The 15,695-nt window shown below is 31.3% G+C and carries 15 protein-coding genes and 1 rRNA gene; 2 read left to right on the top strand and 14 right to left on the bottom strand.

What is annotated here, in order from left to right; genetic code table 11:
• Positions 1-251, bottom strand: a 16S ribosomal RNA gene (locus Q326_RS0111630); the annotation flags it as partial.
• 418 nt (positions 252-669) lie between these two features.
• Here Q326_RS0111630 and yyaC point away from each other — a divergent pair.
• Together yyaC and Q326_RS0111620 are read left to right on the top strand one after the other, a co-directional pair.
• Entirely contained in the window at positions 670-1,317 is a 648-nt protein-coding gene (gene yyaC / locus Q326_RS0111625) for a spore protease YyaC (RefSeq protein ID WP_026895555.1), read from the top strand.
• A 76-nt stretch (positions 1,318-1,393) separates the two neighbouring features.
• Positions 1,394-1,678 carry a YkuS family protein gene (locus tag Q326_RS0111620; RefSeq protein WP_026895554.1) on the top strand — a complete coding sequence of 95 codons (285 nt, stop codon included), beginning with the start codon at positions 1,394-1,396 and terminating at the stop codon, positions 1,676-1,678.
• Here the strand turns inward: Q326_RS0111620 and Q326_RS17230 are convergent.
• The 13 genes from Q326_RS17230 to mnmG all read right to left on the bottom strand — a co-directional run bounded on the left by Q326_RS17230 (position 1,675) and on the right by mnmG (position 15,689).
• Positions 1,675-2,202, bottom strand: a complete 528-nt coding sequence (locus Q326_RS17230) for a DUF4446 family protein (protein WP_051531425.1) — start codon at positions 2,200-2,202, stop codon at positions 1,675-1,677. The two genes, Q326_RS0111620 and Q326_RS17230, sit on opposite strands and share 4 nt — an antisense overlap.
• A gap of 45 nt (positions 2,203-2,247) precedes the next feature.
• Positions 2,248-3,393 (bottom strand): aminotransferase class V-fold PLP-dependent enzyme, encoded by a 1,146-nt coding sequence (locus tag Q326_RS0111610; protein WP_026895553.1) that lies wholly within the window; start codon positions 3,391-3,393, stop codon positions 2,248-2,250.
• Between the two features lie 32 nt (positions 3,394-3,425).
• Positions 3,426-4,061 (bottom strand): cyclodeaminase/cyclohydrolase family protein, encoded by a 636-nt coding sequence (locus Q326_RS0111605; protein ID WP_245592097.1) that lies wholly within the window; start codon positions 4,059-4,061, stop codon positions 3,426-3,428.
• A gap of 121 nt (positions 4,062-4,182) precedes the next feature.
• Positions 4,183-5,928 (bottom strand): NADH-dependent [FeFe] hydrogenase, group A6, encoded by a 1,746-nt coding sequence (locus tag Q326_RS0111600; protein ID WP_026895551.1) that lies wholly within the window; start codon positions 5,926-5,928, stop codon positions 4,183-4,185.
• A gap of 51 nt (positions 5,929-5,979) precedes the next feature.
• Positions 5,980-7,773, bottom strand: coding sequence for an NADH-quinone oxidoreductase subunit NuoF (nuoF, locus tag Q326_RS0111595; protein WP_026895550.1), 1,794 nt, complete (start codon positions 7,771-7,773; stop codon positions 5,980-5,982).
• Between the two features lie 51 nt (positions 7,774-7,824).
• Positions 7,825-8,193, bottom strand: coding sequence for a (2Fe-2S) ferredoxin domain-containing protein (locus Q326_RS0111590; RefSeq protein WP_026895549.1), 369 nt, complete (start codon positions 8,191-8,193; stop codon positions 7,825-7,827).
• Between the two features lie 39 nt (positions 8,194-8,232).
• Positions 8,233-8,715: an NADH-quinone oxidoreductase subunit NuoE gene (gene nuoE, locus Q326_RS0111585; protein WP_026895548.1), complete on the bottom strand. Its 483-nt coding sequence runs from the start codon at positions 8,713-8,715 to the stop codon at positions 8,233-8,235.
• Between the two features lie 595 nt (positions 8,716-9,310).
• Entirely contained in the window at positions 9,311-10,210 is a 900-nt protein-coding gene (locus Q326_RS0111580) for a PhzF family phenazine biosynthesis protein (protein ID WP_034602040.1), read from the bottom strand.
• A gap of 96 nt (positions 10,211-10,306) precedes the next feature.
• A complete protein-coding gene (locus Q326_RS0111575; protein WP_026895546.1) occupies positions 10,307-11,179 on the bottom strand; it encodes a ParB/RepB/Spo0J family partition protein in 873 nt (290 codons plus the stop codon).
• Positions 11,179-11,952, bottom strand: a complete 774-nt coding sequence (locus tag Q326_RS0111570; RefSeq protein ID WP_026895545.1) for a ParA family protein — start codon at positions 11,950-11,952, stop codon at positions 11,179-11,181. The genes Q326_RS0111575 and Q326_RS0111570 overlap by 1 nt, the downstream gene beginning before the upstream one ends.
• A 158-nt stretch (positions 11,953-12,110) precedes the next feature.
• Positions 12,111-12,914: a nucleoid occlusion protein gene (noc, locus tag Q326_RS0111565; RefSeq protein ID WP_026895544.1), complete on the bottom strand. Its 804-nt coding sequence runs from the start codon at positions 12,912-12,914 to the stop codon at positions 12,111-12,113.
• Between the two features lie 155 nt (positions 12,915-13,069).
• Positions 13,070-13,786 (bottom strand): 16S rRNA (guanine(527)-N(7))-methyltransferase RsmG, encoded by a 717-nt coding sequence (rsmG, locus tag Q326_RS0111560; protein WP_026895543.1) that lies wholly within the window; start codon positions 13,784-13,786, stop codon positions 13,070-13,072.
• Positions 13,779-15,689, bottom strand: coding sequence for a tRNA uridine-5-carboxymethylaminomethyl(34) synthesis enzyme MnmG (mnmG, locus tag Q326_RS0111555; RefSeq protein WP_284071437.1), 1,911 nt, complete (start codon positions 15,687-15,689; stop codon positions 13,779-13,781). The genes rsmG and mnmG overlap by 8 nt, the downstream gene beginning before the upstream one ends.
• Positions 15,690-15,695: the final 6 nt, after the last annotated feature.

Below are 15,695 nucleotides of genomic sequence, written 5' to 3'. Positions count from 1 at the left end.
CGCGGGACCATCCTATACCACCTGAGTTTTGACCCATGCATCATGCGATGCTAAGGTTTCATGGGGTATTAATCCCGGTTTCCCGAGGCTATCCCCCTGTACAGGGCAGGTTTCCCACGCGTTACTCACCCGTCCGCCGCTTTCCACTTCCAAATTCACCCGAAGGATCTTTTGAAAGCTTCACGCTCGACTTGCATGTGTTAGGCGCGCCGCCAGCGTTCGTCCTGAGCCAGGATCAAACTCTCAAAATAAAATTTGTCTGACTCATGCACTGTTCAATTTTCAAAGACCAACTTTCATTTGTTTTGGCTGTCTGTCGCAGCCGACTCTTAATATACTAGCACAATCAATAAAGCTTGTCAACTATTTTTTTGTTTTTTTTTAACAACAAAAATAATTATATCAAATAAAAAAACTTTGTCAATACTTTTATTACATTATATATATTTATATTATTGGCAAGCCTATTATTATATAGAATTATCATTAAACTACTAATTTCTATTTTATATCTTTGTTACTATCCTTGATTCATTATATATACAAATTCTACATATATATATGTATGAAATATTATTCTTTAGGACAAAATTTAAATATCCTTAATAATAAAGATAAATATATAAACTCAATTGTTTGAGACATTAATAGAAAATCAAGGAGGAAGATATGGATTTAAATTTCAAAGAAAATGTGGATTCTTTAAATAGCATTAATGCATTATCACCTATGGCTATATCATCATTTAGTAAGATTGTATTAAATCATATAAGTTTCCATTTAGATAAATCCTATGATCATATAGTTATACTATGTATAGGAACTGATAGATCAACAGGGGATTCTTTAGGACCATTGATAGGACATAAGCTGAGATTTCCCTTTAGAAAATATGAAAATATAACTGTATTAGGTAATTTAGAAGAACCTGTACATGCAAAAAATCTCAAACAAAATATAAATTTTATAAATAAACACTATCGTAACCCCTTCGTAATTGCAATTGATGCTTGCCTAGGTAATAATGATAGAATAGGATTTGTATCTGTCAAAAGTGGTGCTTTAAAGCCTGGAGCAGGAGTAAATAAAAAATTACCTGAAATAGGAAATATGCATATAACTGGGATAGTAAATATGGGAGGGTTTATGGAATACTTAATTCTTCAAAATACAAGATTAAATATAGTTATGAAAATGGCCGATGTAATATCTAATTCAATAACATATGCATTTTGGAAGTTATTTGACACTGGAATATCTAAAAAAAATCTTGATTCCAATACTAAAAATATACTAGATTCTTCATCTCCATTATAAAAAGTAGTATTAATTTTTCGAATAAAAGTTTATCCCCTAGCACATAATAAACATATAATATGCTAGGGGTGTTTTTATGAATGAAAAAATCTTTTTAGATTCTTCTGTTGAACATATTAAACCAAGTTTACAAAGTTTAGGTTATGATGTTACTATTGACCCAAAAGATATAAAATATGCTACTGTTGCTATATATATGGCCGATGGATATAATACAAACTTCCATAGTACATTTTCAAATATGACTTCTGGTATAGACATGAATAATAACTCCCATACATTTTTAATAAATGCCAAGGAAAAATCCTTAGACGATATACTCTTTATGATAAAGAATAGATGCTATAGTTCTTTATTCTAAATGGATACCGTAGAGGGTTTTTCCTCATTTCTTTTTATTGCCCTATCCACAGCTTGAATCTCTTCTACTGATAATTTGTAATTTGATTCTCCTTTTGATATAGGCTTTCCATATATATTACAGCTATCCCTTCCATATAAACTTGATATAACAATCCCATCTAAATTTTTATCCAAGAGAGCCAGTGAAAAACTTAAATCACTTCCCATATCATCAAACGCATTATACCTTATAAAACCTACATTTTGTATGGATTTATCTAGTTTTACATTGACATTGGAACAGTACTTTTTCATATATTCCATTTCATCTGTCAATTCTTTTAAAGTTTCTTTATTATTAAATAATAACTCTTCTATATTATCTGTTTTTGTACCCTTTATTAATCTATTGTATTTCTTCTTAAAAATAGATAATTTGATATTATTTATTATAAATAGTAGTATTAATAGTCCTGAAATTAATGTTAATGCCATAATTATTTCTATATAATATTTATTGACCATTGTATATATTTGTTCCATCTCTATCTCCTTTCACTAATTAAAAATATTGACTATATAGTTTAATTAATATCTATTTTTTGATATAAGGTATACTGCATTTATAGCTTGATCTATATCCTCTTCCGTATTAAATGGACCTATACTAAACCTAACTGTTCCAATGTTCATAGTACCCAATGTTTTATGTGCCAATGGTGCACAGTGTAAGCCTGATCTAGTTGCTATATCAAAAGAACTATCTAATATATAACTGACCTCCGAAGAATCAAAATCCTTTATATTCATCGATATTACTGAAGCCCTCTTTTCTAAATCAGAAGGGCCATATATGGTAATTTCTTTTATAGACTCTAATCCTGATATAAATCTTTTAGTTAGATTTTCCTCATGCCTTCTTATATTTTCCATGCCTTTTTCTACAATATAGTTAACTCCATCATTTAATCCTGCTATACCTGGTGTATTACTTGTTCCACTTTCATATCTATCAGGTAATATTTTAGGCTGTTCTATTTCATTAGACTTACTACCGGTTCCTCCTTTTTTCATTTCTGCTAAATCTATACCTTCCCTTATATATAACCCTCCTGTCCCTTGAGGCCCTAACAATCCTTTATGTCCTGGAAAGGCCAATAAATCTATATTCATATCTTTCACATCTAAATCATAAACCCCTGCTGTCTGAGCACTGTCTACCATATATATAATATTATGTTTTTTGGCTATTTTGCCTATATCTTTTATTGGAAATATTGTCCCCGTAACATTAGAGGCATGGGTCATAACTATAGCCTTTGTATTTTCTTTAATTGCCCTCTCTATTTTACTTACGTCTATATTTCCTTCTTTATCACATTGAATTATACTAGTTTCAATTCCTAAATTTTTCAATCCATTTAAAGGTCTCAGGACAGAATTATGCTCCATGCTAGAAGTTATTACATGATCCCCTGAATTCAACAATCCATTTATTCCTAAATTCAAACTTTCTGTAGCATTACAAGTAAACACTATATTCATGGGATTATCAATATTAAATAACTTTGCTAATGTTTCTCTAGTTTCATATATTTTTCTGCCTGCCTGTAAAGCCAATTTATGCCCTGATCTACCTGGATTAGCTCCATAATCTACCATAGCATACATTACAGCATCATAAACTCTACGAGGTTTTGGAAATGTGGTAGCTGCATTATCTAGATATATCATCAATCTATCTCCCCTTTAAGATTTAACCAATTTTAAAATTGGTTATGTACATTTGATAATATATAACTCTTTATTTTCTTTCCTTCATTCATCATTTCTTTACACTGTTTCATAATATTAGCTTTATATTTATCATCATTTAATCCTTGTAAATTTATTTTGACATTCAGTATAGCCCCTTCTAATCCAGAATATGCCATAAGGGCTCCAACTGCTACATCGGTTACAGCATTTTTGTTGCCATATTTTAAAAACATTTCTTGTGTCTGTAGAACTGCCAGACATTTTTTACACGTTCTAAAAGGTACTTCTAATGCTATTTTTGTTCCTTCTTCAATAGCATTATCTCTATCCTTCCTTTCTTCTTCGGTATTTTTCGGCATCTTATATGCCTTCATAACTTTATCAAAAGCTTCAGCATCTTCATCTACTAATGTATTCAACTCTTTAATTAATTCTTCTAAGACAGTCATATATTCTTTTATTTTTTCTTTTGTTGAATCATCTAGATTCTCAAATGCCTTTTTGCCTATAGTCAAATTTCCCACCATAGTTGTCAATGCTCCCCCGATACTTCCAGCTAATGCAGATACGCTTCCTCCTCCTGGCACCGGATTTTTACTAGATGTATCCTCCACAAATTCAGCAATAGTTTTTTCTATTAACATAATATCACTCCTTAGCAAACTTGTATTTATAAATTTATATGTTTTATATTTAATTATATCAAAGAAATCGAATTCATATAATATTAAAAGGCTTCTAATTTAAATTAGAAGCCTTTTAATATTATATTGAATATTTTTTTCTTTCCTTATAATGAGTATGCAACAAATCATGGGCTTTATGACTATTAGGTTCTTGTAAAAATTCTTTATATAATTTTTTAATCATTGGATTTTCATGAGATTTTCTTATTGTTTTATCCATATCCTCTTCATATAAGGCCTTCGCCCTTTCTTTTCTTACATCTAAAGTCCATCTATCTCTGGCTTTAATATGTGGTTGTCCTCCACCAGTTACACAACCTCCAGAACAGCCCATTATCTCTATAAAATGATATTCCTTTTCTCCTGATTTTACCATATCTAATATTTTACTTGCCTGACCTGTACTATGGGCTACTGCGATTTTAACATCTAAATCCCCTACTGTGACTGTAGCCTCTTTTATACCTTCAACTCCCCTTACTTCTTCAAAATCAATTTTTTCTAAAGTTTCCCCTGTAACTACTTCATAAACAGTCCTAAGGGCTGCTTCCATAACTCCTCCTGTTGCACCAAATATTACTCCTGCTCCAGTGGACTCTCCCAATACTTCATCAAAGTCTTCATCTGATAATGATAAAAAGTCTACTCTTCCTTCTTTTATCATTTTAGCTAACTCTCTAGTTGTTATTACTGCATCTACATCAGGATAACCAGTCGCAGCCAATTCTTCTCTATCTGCTTCAAACTTTTTAGCTGTACATGGCATCACAGACACTACGAAAATATCCTTTGGATCAATGTCATTCTGCTCTGCATAGTAAGATTTAATTACAGCGCCCATCATTTCATGGGGAGATTTACAACTTGAAAGATTATCCAAGAAATCAGGGTAATTATATTCACAATATTTAATCCATCCAGGTGAACATGACGTTATCATAGGCAATTTGCCATCATTTTTCAATCTTCCTAGTAATTCATATCCTTCTTCGATTATTGTCAAATCAGCAGCAAAATCTGTATCAAAAACTTTATCAAAACCTAATCTTCTAAGTGAAGCTGCCATCTTTCCAGTAACTCTAGTACCTATAGGCAATCCAAACTCTTCTCCTAGTGCAGCCCTAACAGCAGGGGCTGTCTGAACTACTACATGTTTACTGTCATCTTCTAATGCTTCCCAAACTAAATCAATCTCATTCTTTTCTTTTAGAGCTCCTACGGGACAGGCAGCTATACATTGCCCACAATTAATACATGGCACCTCACTTAAGCTCATATTAAATGATGGTGCAACCATTGTATTAAATCCCCTTTCTACGAAGGAAAGCACCCCTACATTTTGAACATTCTTACAGACATTGACACATCTTCCGCACAGTATACACTTATTAGGATCTCTAACTATTGATGGTGATAAATCATCTATTGTATAGGTATTCATTTCTCCTGTAAAACCTATATCTGTAACACCCAATTCATTAGCCAATGTCTCTAATTCACATTTTCCACTTCTTTCGCAGGTCTTACAATCTCCGTTATGATTAGAAAGTATGAGTTCTAAAGTAGCCTTTCTAGCCTCTCGTATTTTCTTAGTATTGGTTTTGACTACCATTCCTTCACTAACTGGTAAAACACATGATGCCTCTAATCTTCTAGCTCCTTTTACTTCTACTATACACATTCTACAAGCTCCAACTTCATTTATATCTTTGAGATAACATAGTGTAGGTATATCTATCCCTGCACTTCTAGCTGCTTCCAATACAGTATAGTCTTGTGGAACTTGAATGTTTTGTCCATCTATAGTTATATTGACCATATTCATCTTTTACACCCCTTTTTTAAATATAACATTTGTAGTTCCATATCAGATACATTACTTTCTGGCAATAGCACCAAAAGGACATTTTTCTATACATGCCCCACATTTAATACACTTTTCTTTGTCTATTACATGGGGTTTTTTCCTTTCCCCAGATATCGCATTGGAAGGACAAACTTGAGAACATAATGTACATCCTTTACATTCATCTTCTTTAATATAATATGACAATAAGGACTTGCAATTACCCGCTGGACATCTTCTATCTAATACATGGGCTTCATATTCATTCCTGAAGTATTTAAGAGTTGATAATACAGGGTTTGGGGCTGTCTGTCCCAATCCACATAGAGCAGAGACTTTTATATTTTTAGCAAGCCTTTCTAAATTATCTATATCTTCCATTTCTCCCTCTCCATGTGTTATTTTTTCCAATATTTCAAGCATTCTTTTAGTTCCTATTCTACAAGGTGGACATTTACCACAAGACTCTTCAACAGTAAAATCTAAGAAAAATCTAGCTATATCTACCATACAATTATCTTCATCCATAACTATCATTCCACCTGAACCCATCATGGATCCCAATGCCGTCAACGAATCATAGTCTATAGGGGTATCTAAATATTCTGCTGAAATACACCCTCCAGAAGGTCCTCCAGTTTGAGCAGCTTTAAATGCCTTACCATTGGGTATTCCTCCTCCAATATCGTATATTATTTCTCTAAGAGTTGTTCCCATAGGTATCTCTACAAGGCCAGTATTATTTATTTTGCCTCCTAAAGCAAAAACTTTTGTACCAGCAGATTTCTCTGTACCTATAGACTTAAACCAATCTACTCCATTTAAAAATATAACTGGAATATTTGCATATGTCTCTACATTGTTTATTAATGAAGGTTTTCCCCATAGTCCCTTATTAGCTGGAAAAGGTGGTTTGTTTCTAGGCATACCCCGCTCTCCTTCTATAGAGGCTATCAACGCTGTTTCTTCACCACACACAAAGGCTCCGGCTCCCAATCTTATCTCTAAATCAAAATTAAATCCTGTACCAAATATATCTTTTCCTAAAAGGCCTTTTTCTTTTGCTTGATCTATAGCTATTTGCAGTCTTTTTACTGCTATAGGATACTCTGCCCTAATATAAACATATCCTTGTTCAGCTCCAACAGCATATCCAGCTATAGCCATAGCCTCTATTAAAGAATGGGGATCTCCTTCTAATATACTTCTATCCATAAAGGCCCCTGGATCTCCCTCATCTGCATTACATAATACATATTTGGGTTTCCCTTCTGCTTTATGTGCAAATTCCCATTTTAATCCTGTTGGAAATCCTCCACCACCTCGACCCCTTAGTCCTGAATCTTTAACTACATTTATAGTTTCCTCTGGAGTCATTTCAGTTAATACCTTTCCCAATGCCATATATCCATCAACTGCTATATATTCATTTATTTCCTCTGGATTTATTATTCCACAATTCCTAAGGGCCACACGCTTTTGTTTTTTATAGAAGCTAACTTCATTAATTGACTTGATTTTTTCTTCATCTATAGCACCTTTGTATAAAAGTCTTTTTAATATCCTGCCCTTCAATAGATGTTCTTCTACTATATCTTCCACATCTTCTACCTTTACATGGCTATAAAAAGCACCTTCTGGATATACAACAACTATAGGTCCTGCTTCGCATAATCCGAAACAACCTGTTCTTACCACCTTAACTTCTTTATCTAACCCTTTTTCTATCAATTTTTCTTGTAGTTTGCTTTCTATTTTATCCGAAGACGATGACGTACACCCTGTACCTCTACATATAAGCACATGTGATCTATAAAAATCCATTTTTTACCCTCCTCTACATTCATGATGTTCCACATGAAACAATTAAACATATTATTTCTTTACAGAGCCTATAGAATACTCAGTTACTACCTTGTCGTTTACTATATGATCAACTATTATTTTTTTGGCTTTCTCTGGGTTCATATGCACATAGGTAACCTTTTCCTCACCTGGCTTATATACTTCTACAATAGGTTCCAATTCACAAAAACCTATACATCCAGTCTGAGTCACTGTTACATCTGAAATATTTCTTTTATTTATCTCTTCTAATAAAGTCATTAATACTGGTCTCGCTCCGGCTGCTATACCACAAGTTGCCATGCCAACTACTATTCTAATACTGCCTGAATCTTTTCTCATTTTCACCTTTTTTATGGCATCTTCTCTAATCTTTTTTAATTCTTCCAGTGATTTCATTTATCACACCTCCAAAGAGATTATTAATTTTATAATTACTTAATATTTATTTAATATATCAGACACTTCTTCCACCTTTAACTTTCCATATACGTCTTCATTTATTGTCATAACTGGTGCCAATCCACATGCCCCTAAACATCTTGTAGCTTGTAAGGTAAATTTCATGTCTTTAGTAGTACCCCCTACATCTATGTCTAATTTCTTTTTTATTTCATCTAATATTTCTTGGGAACCTCTAACATAACAAGCTGTACCTAGACATACTCCTATAGTATATTGACCTTTTGGTATCAAAGAAAATTGGGAATAAAAGGTCGCCACTCCATATATCTCAGCAAGGGGTACATTTAATCCTTCTGATATGACCTTTTGGACTTCTATGGGTAAATACCCAAATATTTTTTGTGCTTCATGTAATACTGGCATCAATGATCCTTTTTTTACCTTGTTTGATTCAATAACTTCTTTTAGCTCTTGAATTTTCTCTTCATTTTCTTTCCAATCAAAACAAAAGTCCATTACATTTAAACCTCCTTCACAATATAAAAAATTTTTTGATTTTTTTGAAGTTTCTCATAGTATTATTTTACATTAAATATAACTAAATTTCATGTCCTATTAATATGTTAATGCTTTATCTTTAATAATATGTCTTATAAAAAATATGGGATGTTAAAAAATTAACCAAATGTTTACTGTCTTATTTTTGTTATTTGCAACAATAAACATAAAGTCTTATAAAAATGTATCCTTGAGTATATATTATTTATTCAGTGCTTTGTTTTATCAAGTTTTTACTTGATTTTTTTGAAATTTAATTTGATTTTTTTTATAATATTTGAGATGTCTATAATTTTATTTTGAATGCATATGTGTACAATACAATTATATAATTTATGTTTATTTTGTGTCAATCTTTTTCAGTTGATATACTGTATACATGATAATACAATCTTATCAGTTATGATAGCTAAAAAAAATGTCTTTGTTGACATATTTTTGTTATTTTTTTAACTATTAATTATTCTTTAAAAAATATCAACCCTTGTATATTTTAAAATATACAAGGGTTGATATAATATCATTATTATAGAACTTTTTCATAAAATAAAAACTATAATTTAATAGTCCCTTCTATTACTATATTTGCCCTTCCTCCCACTTTAACTGTATATCTTTGCTTTTCTTGAGTTATTTCACAGTTTATTTTGCTAGGCCTTCCCATATTATAGCCTTGAATAGATACTATTTTATTTCCTCCGATAAAATTATTCTTTTTTAAATAATACAGTGTAGCTCCATTGGCTGTACCAGTAGCAGCCTCTTCATCTATTCCCACAGCTGGAGCAAAATTTCTACAGTATATCTTATCACTATCATATAAAGTGAAGGCATGTACCCCTGTAACACCAAGTTCATTGGAAAAATTAGCAATTCCATCCATATCTACTACTATTTTATCTAATATATCTTTGTTCTTGACTGGAAGAATTATATCTGGTAAACCCGTAGATATAATCTCTGGATAGGCTTTCATTTCTTCTATTCCTATTTCTTCTGTATCTATATTTAAATAATTACATAATTTTTCTATATCTTGTACTATTTTGCCCTTAGATCTAGGTTCTCCTTGTTCCATCATTACCTTTTCTACTTTACCATCTTTATACTGTATTTCAACACCTAATCTTCCAGCCTTGGTATTTTGATATACCTTCATTATATCATTTTCACTTTCTATATATTGTTTATATGCTAAAGTATAAAAAGAAGCTATCGTTGCATGACCACAAAGGTCTACTTCACAACTTGGTGTAAAAAATCTAACATCATATACATTTTTGCCTATTTTCTTTATAAATGCAGTTTCTGAAAGATTCATTTCACTAGCTATTTTTTGCATATCATTTTCATTAAGTCCTTGAGCATTTGGCATTACCCCTGCTGGATTACCTCCAAAAGGTATATCTGTAAATGCATCTACTTGATATATTTCCTTTTCCAAAATAATCATCCCCTTGATTTGAATAATTCCATAATAAAAACTATTGTTTCACATGAAACATTCTATAATATCTATGCATATATATTTTAATAGTATAAGATTTAACTACTCACTTAAATGTTTACCATATATTGATTCTAGTATTCTCTGTAAATCTTCATCATTATAATATTCTATCTCTATCTTTCCCTTTTTTCTTCCCTTATTAATTTGTACCTTAGTACCAAAATATTTTTGTAAATTGTCTTGTATTTCTAATAAGATTGAATCTTTATTTATGTTTTTTTGTGTCTTCCTTCTCTTCTTTTTATTTTCTTTTAACATATGCTCTATATCTCTTACAGTTAATTCTCTTTCTATAATATCTAATGCTAATTCATATTGTAATTCTTTATCTGATATAGATAATAAAGCCCTTCCATGTCCATTTGAAATTTTGTTTTGTCTAATTAATTCAATTACCCTCTCATCTAAGTTCAGTAACCTTACTACATTAGCTATATATGACCTGCTTTTTCCAGCTACATCAGATAACTGCTCCTGAGTCATATTATTTTCTGTCATTATTTCATTGTACGCTAAAGCTTCATCTATGGGATTTAAATCTTCTCTCTGTATATTTTCTATAAGGGCTATTTCCATAGACTCTTTTTTTTCTATTTCTTTGATTATACAAGGCATTTTTCTTAAACCTGCTATTTTTGATGCCTTCCATCTTCTCTCACCAGCTATTATTTCATATCCACCATTCTTTTTTCTAACAATTATAGGTTGTATCACTCCATGTTGTAATACAGACTTAGCTAATTCTTGCAATGTTTTCTGATCAAAGTCTCTTCTAGGTTGTTTTTCATTAGGCTCTATTAGATTTATATCTATATCAAAAACCTTATTAAAATCTTGACTTCCCTCTTCAACAGATTCTTCTGGAATTAAAGCGGAAAGACCTTTGCCCAATCCTCTTTTCTTTTTAACCATTAAAAATCCTCCTCAGCGTATTCTAGGAATTCCTTTGCTAATTCCATATATGCTTCTGCTCCCTTAGATTTAATGTCATATTCTATTATTGGAAGTCCATAGCTAGGAGCTTCTGCCAATCTTACATTTCTAGGTATTATACTCAAATACACTTTCCCTTTAAAATATTTTTTCACTTCGTCTACTACTTGAATAGAAAGATTTGTTCGACCATCAAACATACTTAATACTACTCCTTCTATTTCAAGATTTGGATTAAGACTTCTTTTTACTAATTTTATAGTTTCCATTAATTGACTTACACCTTCCAATGCATAGTACTCACACTGTATAGGTATTATTACAGAGTCCACTGCTACCAAAGCATTTATTGTCAATAAACCCAATGATGGAGGGCAATCTATAAATATATAGTCATATTCTTCCCTTATGTCATCTAATAGTGTCTTTAATACATTTTCCCTATTATTTTTCTTAGTAAGTTCTATTTCTCCACCAGCTAAATCAACATTAGATGGTAATAAATATAAATTATCAATTTCTGTTTTCATAATCATATCTCTAAATTTTATTTCTTCGATAAGCCCATCATATATCGAATACTCTAAGTTTTTTTTGTTAATACCAAATCCACTTGTTGTATTTCCTTGGGGATCAATATCTATTACCAATACTTTTCTGTCTAATTTTGCAATACAAGCACTTAAGTTCACATTTGTAGTAGTTTTTCCCACTCCACCTTTTTGATTAAATATTGCTATGGCCTTTGACATAAATTTCCCTCCAACTATAATTTAATTCATGCTTTCTCCATATATATGATTTATTCCTTCTTTAATATTTATGATTATTTACAATTATATCAAACTTTACTTGTAGAGTGAAAAATAAAACAATAAAAAAAGACCTGCTATTTATCTCAGGTCTTCTCCTACTTGTTTTTTGGTATCTTTACAACCACTTCTATAAATTTACCTTTATCCTTTTGTTCAAATTTAGCATCTACTCCACTTTCTTTTATAGCATTATAGGCATTTTTCAATGTATTTAAATATATCTTGAAATTAATTAAACTTTTTACATTTGGTGTCTTTTTTTCTTTTTGCTTTTCTTCCTTGGTCATATCTTCTAATATGCTTTTTATTAAATCTTCCGTTTTCTTTACTGTCATATCATTTTTTATAACCTTCTCTAAAACTGCCATTTGTATATCCGTATCAGATAGCTTTAATAATGCTCTAGCATGTCTTTCAGAAAGACCATTTTCTAATAGCAGCTTTTTTGCTTCATCAGGAAGCCTTAATATTCTCAATTTATTAGCTATAGTAGATTGATTTTTCCCAACCTTTTGAGCTAACTGATGTTGTGTAAATCCATGATCATTAATTAAATTATAATACCCTTCTGCCTCTTCAATAAAATTCAAGTCTTCTCTTTGCAAATTTTCTATTAAAGCCAATACAGCAGAATCTTCATCTTTCATATTCACAATAATAGAAGGAATCTTTTCTAACTGAGCTATCTCAGCAGCTCTTAGCCTGCGTTCACCTGCAACTAATTCGAAACTGTTTTCTGATATCTTTCTAACACTTATTGGCTGTATTACACCATAGGATTTAATAGATTGACTCAATTCTTCCAGTGCCATTCTACCAAAATTTTTTCTTGGTTGATATGGATTTGGTCTTATATTTTTTATAGGTATAAATAATACCTCTTCTGAAATATAACTCATAAAATCATTCCCCTCATGCCCATCTTACGAAATTTTTCTATTTATCTATTTATTCTCTATAAAGTTATAAGTTCCTTCTCTAGTTTTGATATTTATACAAACTTTCGTATTACAATTTTCATCAAAAATTTATTTTAACTTACCATATTTATGATTTATAAAGGTTTTTTCTTAGGAGTTCCTGGTTTTCTGGGATATTTTGTCGAAGTTTTTGATGTCTTTTTAATTACTAATACTGTGTGAATTATATCGCTAAAAGGCAGTTTAATTTCCTCTTCTTTAATTATTTTACATCCAAATATATTTAAAGCCTTTTTAGAAGATTGGATTTCATCTTTTATATTAGGACCCTTAAGTGCAATAAAATATCCTCCTTTTTTTACAAAAGGTATACAGTACTCCAATAATATATTCAAAGAAGCCACAGCTCTAGACACTACTACATCAAACTGCTCTCTATAATCACTATCATGTCCATAGTCTTCTGCTCTACCATGTATACTTAAAACATTCTTTAACTCTAACTCTTTCACTACTTCATCTAAAAACCTTATTCTCTTCTTTAAACTATCCAACAATACTAAATCTATTTCATCATTCATTATTTTTAGAGGTAATCCTGGAAACCCTCCTCCTGTACCCACATCTAATACTTTATTTTTTCCTTCTATATAACTACCCTTAAGTACGGTGAGACTATCCAAAAAATGTTTTATATCTATTTCCTTATCATCGGTTATTGCTGTTATATTTATTTTTTCATTCCATTCCTTTAATAGCTTTTTATAGATCCCAAATTTTTGTAATGCTATATCATCTATATCTATACCAAATGTCTTTAGTCCCCTTCTCAATATATCATTATCACTCATTAGATCCACTCCTATTGGATAATCTATTTTGTTGTTCTAAGTATACTAATAAAACGTTAATATCTGCTGGAGATACACCTGAAATTCTAGATGCCTGACCTACTGAATCAGGTTTCATTTTATTAAGCTTTTGTCTCGCTTCAAGCCTTAATCCTTTTATATCTTCATAGTCTATATCTTGAGATAACTTCTTACTTTCTAACTTTTTAAATTGATTTATCTGCTTTTGTTGCTTTTTTATATATCCTTCATACTTTATCTGAGTCTCTACCTGCATTCTAATCTCTCTATTCAATTGAGGTCTTTCTTTATCTAATTTACTAAGCATCTCATATCCAAGTTCCGGTCTCTTTATAAGATCATAAAGAAAGGTGGGTTTCTTTAATATGTTTGTCCCTAAATCTTTTAATATTTCATTATTTTCTTTTGTAGGAGTTATTTTTATCTCTTTTAGCCTCTCAATTTCTCTATTTACACTATCTTTTTTATTCTTTACTTTTTCATATCTTTCCTCACTTACTAAGCCCACTCCATATCCCTTATGGGTTAGTCTAAGGTCTGCATTGTCCTGTCGTAAAGTCAATCTATATTCCACCCTAGATGTCATCATTCTATAGGGTTCATTAGTTCCCTTAGTTACCAAATCATCTATTAATACACCTATATAGGCCTCTGATCTATCTAATATCAAAGGCTCTTCTCCCCTTATATTCAAAACAGCATTTATACCAGCAATAAGGCCTTGTGCTGCTGCCTCTTCATATCCTGAACTGCCATTTACCTGTCCTGCAAAAAATAAATTTTTTATTTTCTTATGTTCTAATGTTCTTTTCAATTCCATAGGGTTTATACAGTCATATTCTATGGCATATGCATCTCTCATTATTTCTACATTTTCCATTCCCTCTATTGTTCTGAGCATCTTGATTTGTACTTCTGCTGGGAGAGAAGAAGACATTCCTTGTACATACATTTCGCAAGTATCTAGTCCTTCAGGCTCTATAAATATTTGGTGCTTATCTTTATCTGCAAATCTAACTACCTTATCTTCGATAGATGGACAATATCTTGGTCCTACACTTTTAATCTGCCCTGTATACAGCGGTGATCTATTGATATTATCCATTATTACTTTATGAGTATCTTTATTAGTATATGTTAGATAACAAGGCACTTGTTCCTTCTCTATATTTTCATTCATAAAAGAAAATGGTACTATTTCTTTATCACCTGGCTGTATCACCATCTTTTCAAAATCTAAACTATCACTGTGTACCCTAGCTGGAGTACCCGTTTTAAATCTTCTGACCTCTATATTTAACTCCTCTAAAGACTCAGTTAAAAAATTTGCAGGAAATAGACCATTAGGTCCTCCTTCATAATTTACCTCTCCAATAAATATTTTTCCTCCAAGATAGGTACCTGTAGCTAATATTATAACTTTTCCACTATAAGCAGCCCCTGTCCTTGTTACTACAGATGATATATTATTATCTTCTGTAATTAACTTAACTACCTCCCCTTGTTTCAGATCTAAATTTTTCTGTTTTTCTAATACTTTCTTCATATTTACATGATACTCTGTTTTATCTGCTTGGGTCCTTAAAGAATGTACAGCTGGTCCTTTAGATGTATTTAACATCCTACTTTGTATAAAGGATTTATCAATATTTTTTCCCATTTCTCCACCTAATGCATCTATCTCTCTAACTAAGTGACCCTTGCCTGTACCCCCAATAGATGGATTACAAGGAAGCATAGCTATAGATTCAAGGCTAGTAGTTAATATTAAAGTATCCATACCCATTCTAGATGCAGCAAGGGCTGCTTCACATCCTGAATGTCCAGCTCCTACCACTATAACATCATAATTTCCAGCGTTATACTCAATATCTCTTGACAAATAAAA

Origin of the sequence: Clostridiisalibacter paucivorans DSM 22131 (genome assembly GCF_000620125.1) — a bacterium.
In the GTDB taxonomy this organism is placed as follows: domain Bacteria; phylum Bacillota; class Clostridia; order Tissierellales; family Clostridiisalibacteraceae; genus Clostridiisalibacter; species Clostridiisalibacter paucivorans.
Note: the sequence above shows the minus strand (reverse complement) of the source record. Positions and strands in the feature narration are given on the sequence as shown.